Raw genomic sequence first — 4,205 nt, forward strand, 5'->3', positions numbered from 1 at the left:
ATCATTTTCTGAGTCATGGTGCCCAGGAGAGGACTCGAACCTCCACGAAGTTGCCCCCGCTAGCACCTGAAGCTAGTGCGTCTACCAATTCCGCCACCTGGGCGACTCAGGGGGCGAATTCTGGGCATGTCCGTGAGGCTTGTCAACGGTTTTGTGAAATTTCTTCACAATCCTGCACAGGAGCGCCGCTGACCGGTTCTGCACACGCACAGCGGTTACTATTGAGGTCAATGAAACCAAAGAAACCGACCCAGGGCGCGAAAGCCCCCAAGTCCCCGGCGCCCAAGAAGGCAGCCGGTCCGTCGGGCAAGCCCCGCGCTGCCGCCAAGAAAGCCGGCAAGCTGCCACCCTGGATGCCCGAATCCCTGAACACCGCTGAGCCGCCGCGTGGCAACAAGCGCGGGCCCAAGCCTGCGCATGCCGGGCCGATCCCGACCCGCCGCCGCCCGCATCCGACCCCGCTCGACGGTGAGGTCCAGGTGGACCCCTTCGCCGCCCGCGAGGCCGAGCGCTATGCGCAGCCGATCGCCAGCCGTGAGGCGATCCTGCAGCTGCTCGACCGCTGCGATGGCCCGCAGACCGCCGAAGAGATCGCCATCCATCTCGGCCTGACCGAGCCGGACCGTGCCGATGCGCTGGGCAAGCGCCTGGGCGCGATGTGCCGTGACGGCCAGCTGGTGCAGAACCGCCGTGGCGGTTTCGCGCCGCTGCAGGCCGTCAACCTGATCACCGGCGTGGTGATCGCCAACCCGGAAGGGTTCGGCTTCCTGCGCCCGGTCGAAGGTGGCGACGATCTGTTCCTGCCGCCGTTCGAAATGCGCAAGGTGCTGCATGGTGACCGCGTGCTGGTCAACGTGACCGGCATCGATCGTCGTGGCCGTCGCGAGGCGAGCATCTCGCGCGTGCTTGAGCGTGGCATGAGCCGCCTGATCGGTCGCTTCAGCGTCGAGTTCGGCATCAACTACGTGGTGCCCGACGACAAGCGCGTGCAGCGCAACGTACAGATCCCGCCCGACCAGACCGGCGATGCCCGCGATGGCCAGCTGGTGGTCTGCGAGCTGACCCAGGCGCCGGACACCCGCCGCCCGCCGATCGGCCGCATCATCGCCGTGCTCGGCGACAAGCTGACGGCCTCGCTGGTGGTGGAAACCGCCATCCACGGCCATGAGCTGCCGTTCGAGTTCCCGGCCGAAGTGCTGGCTGAAGCCACCGCGGTGCCGATGGTGGTCACCCCGGAACAGATCGGCCACCGCGAGGACCTGCGCAACACGCCGCTGGTCACCATCGATGGCGAGGATGCCAAGGACTTCGACGACGCGGTCTACTGCGAACCCAATGCCGAAGGCTTCCGCCTGGTCGTGGCGATCGCCGACGTCTCCAATTACGTGCGTCCCGGTACGCCGCTGGACAATGAAGCGCAGAAGCGCGCGACCTCGGTCTACTTCCCCGGGTTCGTGGTGCCGATGCTGCCGGAAACGCTGTCCAACGGCATCTGCTCGCTGATGCCCAAGGTTGACCGCATGTGCTTCGTCTGCGACATGCAGGTGAACCGCGAAGGCGAGGTCATCCATTCGCGCTTCTACGAAGCGGTGATGAATTCGCATGCGCGCCTGACCTACAACCAGGTCTGGGAAGCGGTGGGCGAGAACGACCCGGCCGCGCGCAAGGCGATCGGTCCGCTGATGCCGCAGGTGGATCGCCTGTACCAGCTGTATCACGTGCTGGCCAAGGCGCGTACCCGCCGCGGTGCGATCGAATTTGAAACCTCCGAAGTGCGCTTCGTGCTGGACAACACCGGCGAAGTCACCCAGGCCGGGATGATGGTGCGCAACGATGCGCACAAGCTGATCGAAGAATGCATGATCGCGGCCAATGTGCAGGCGGCGCGCTACCTGCTGGCCAAGCAGGTGCCGGCGCCGTTCCGTGACCATGAGCGTCCGCCGGAATCCAAGTACGCCGATCTGCTCGAGTTCCTGAAGGAATTCAAGCTGAGCCTGCCGCCGTGGTCGAAGGTGCAGCCGGCCGATTTCACCAAGCTGCTGAAGAAAGTGCGCGATCGCCCGGACGCAGCGCTGCTGGAATCGGTGCTGCTGCGCAGCCAGAGCCTGGCGGTGTACTCGCCGGACAACCTGGGCCACTTCGGCCTGGCGCTGGATGCGTACGCCCACTTCACCTCGCCGATCCGTCGTTACCCCGATCTGCTGGTGCACCGTGCGATCAAGCACGCGCTCAGCGGAGCCGCGCCGGAGAAGTTCACCTATTCGCCGCGTGAGATGGCCGCGCTGGCCCTGCAGTGCTCCGAGCGGGCGCGCCGCGCCGATGAAGCCGAGCGTGAAGTCGACGAGCGTTACCGCGCCGCGTGGATGGAAAAGCACGTTGGCGGCCAGTTCGAGGGCGTGATCAGTGGCGTGACGAGCTTCGGCCTGTTCGTGGAACTGGACGAATCCAAGGTCAACGGCCTGGTCCACGTGACCCAGCTGCCGCACGACTATTACCAGTTCGACGCGGTGCGCAAAACGCTCAACGGCGAACGCCGCGGCAAGATCTACCGCCTCGGTGACCGCGTGCGGATCCTGGTGCTCAAGGCCAGCATGGAAGAGCGCAAGATCGACTTCCGCCTGGTGGAAGAAAAGGACGATTCGCTGCCCGAGCTGCCGCCGCGCGGCCAGCCGGCCAAGCGCCAGAAACAGAAGTACTGATCGCCGCGTACCGGCCCACGGCCGGTACGCGGCAGGTGCCGACCGTTGGTCGGCACATCGTCTACCCGCCCACGGTTGGTGGGCGCCGATCCCATCGGAGCGATCCCATGCAGGCCCTCCCCGAATACAGCGGTGGTTGCCAGTGCGGCGCGATCCGCTTCCACGTGGTCGGTGCGCTGACCCACAGCTCGATCTGCCATTGCCGGATGTGCCAGAAGGCCTTCGGCGCCTATTACGCCCCCTTGGTCTCGGTCCGTGGCAGCGACTTCCGCTGGACCCGCGGCGAGCCCCGGCGTTTCCCATCCTCCACTATGGTCCAGCGCGGCTTCTGCGCTGACTGCGGCACCCCGTTGACCTACGAAGCCCCGGATGGCGTAGCGATCGCGGCCGGCGCCTTCGATGAACCGGCCCGCCTGCCGCCGACGATCCAGTACGGGATCGAGGCCAAGCTCCCGTTCGTGGATGCCCTGGGGTCGCTCAGCGCGCTGCGCAGCGAAGAGGACGCCGAGGCCGGCGACTTCCTGTTGCATATCGTCTCCCACCAGCACCCGGACCACGACACCGCGGATTGGCCGCCGGGCTGAAGGCGGGCTGTGAACGCCCCCCGTGAACGCCCGGCAGGGCAGGGTGGGCCTTGATGCTCTACCATTACCAACCCCTTTACCGGTCCCGCCCCCCGCAATGAGCAAGCAAAGCCAGTGGATCGTCGGCGTCAACGCCGTCGCCTCTTCGATCGAGAATGATGCCGAGAACGTCCGCGAGGTCCTCATCGAGGCCGGTGCGAAGAACCCGCGTCTGACCGAGATCGAGGAAAACGCACGCCGCAAGGGCATCGACGTGCGCAAGGTGAACACCCAGGCGCTGGACGGTGTGGGCGGTTCGGTGCGTCACCAGGGCGTGGCGGCGCGCTACCAGGCCGCACGGACCTGGGGCGAGAACGAGCTGGAAGGGCTGGTGGAAGCGGCCGAGGGCAAGGCCCTGCTGCTGATCCTCGATGAGGTCCAGGACCCGCACAACCTCGGCGCCTGCCTGCGCAGCGCGGCGGCGGCCGGTGCCACGGCGGTGATCATTCCCAAGGACAAGTCGGCCTCGGTCAATGCGACCGTGCGCAAGACCTCGGCCGGCGCAGCCGACCGTATCCCGGTGGTGCAGGTGACCAACCTCTCGCGCTGCCTGAAGGACCTGCAGAAGCTGGGCGTGTGGATCTACGGCCTGGCCGGTGAAGCCACCGAGTCGCTGTATGCGATCGACCTGAAGGGCAACGTGGCGCTGGTGCTGGGCGGCGAAGCCGACGGCCTGCGCCGCCTGACCCGCGAAAACTGCGATGGCCTGGTCAAGATTCCGATGCCAGGCGATATCGAGAGCCTGAACGTCTCCGTCGCCACCGGCGTGAGCCTGTTCGAAGCGGTGCGTCAGCGCGGGCTGTAACCCGCCCGCGCGAGGGGGGAGAGGCCACCGGGGGTGGGGGGGGGACACCGGGAGGAACAAACCCACCCCACCCCCCCG

Annotated in this window: 3 protein-coding genes and 1 tRNA gene; 3 read left to right on the forward strand and 1 reads right to left on the reverse strand. The window is 66.7% G+C overall.

Annotated elements, in window-relative coordinates; translation table 11 throughout:
• Positions 1-16: 16 nt before the first annotated feature.
• Positions 17-103, reverse strand: a tRNA-Leu gene (locus tag ABE422_RS18700).
• Between the two features lie 250 nt (positions 104-353).
• Between ABE422_RS18700 and rnr the strand changes: the two genes are divergently transcribed.
• The 3 genes from rnr to rlmB all read left to right on the forward strand — a co-directional run bounded on the left by rnr (position 354) and on the right by rlmB (position 4,127).
• The gene (rnr, locus tag ABE422_RS18705) at positions 354-2,699 is read left to right on the forward strand and encodes a ribonuclease R (RefSeq protein WP_260232222.1); all 2,346 of its coding nucleotides are present in this window, start codon (positions 354-356) and stop codon (positions 2,697-2,699) included.
• Positions 2,700-2,806: 107 nt separating this feature from the next.
• On the forward strand, positions 2,807-3,283 hold the full coding sequence (locus ABE422_RS18710; protein WP_313217742.1) for a GFA family protein: 477 nt from the start codon (positions 2,807-2,809) through the stop codon (positions 3,281-3,283).
• Positions 3,284-3,380: 97 nt separating this feature from the next.
• Positions 3,381-4,127 (forward strand): 23S rRNA (guanosine(2251)-2'-O)-methyltransferase RlmB, encoded by a 747-nt coding sequence (rlmB, locus tag ABE422_RS18715; RefSeq protein WP_019184367.1) that lies wholly within the window; start codon positions 3,381-3,383, stop codon positions 4,125-4,127.
• Positions 4,128-4,205 lie beyond the last annotated feature (78 nt).

It is taken from the genome of Stenotrophomonas sp. TWI1151, assembly GCF_039673135.1.
In the GTDB taxonomy this organism is placed as follows: Bacteria; Pseudomonadota; Gammaproteobacteria; order Xanthomonadales; family Xanthomonadaceae; genus Stenotrophomonas.

Excerpts from the sequence above, each read along its gene's own strand:
- rnr (WP_260232222.1), top strand. The coding sequence starts at position 354 with ATGCCCGAATCCCTGAACACCGCTGAGCCGCCGCGTGGCAACAAGCGC.
- ABE422_RS18710 (WP_313217742.1), top strand. The coding sequence starts at position 2,807 with ATGCAGGCCCTCCCCGAATACAGCGGTGGTTGCCAGTGCGGCGCGATC.
- rlmB (WP_019184367.1), top strand. The coding sequence starts at position 3,381 with ATGAGCAAGCAAAGCCAGTGGATCGTCGGCGTCAACGCCGTCGCCTCT.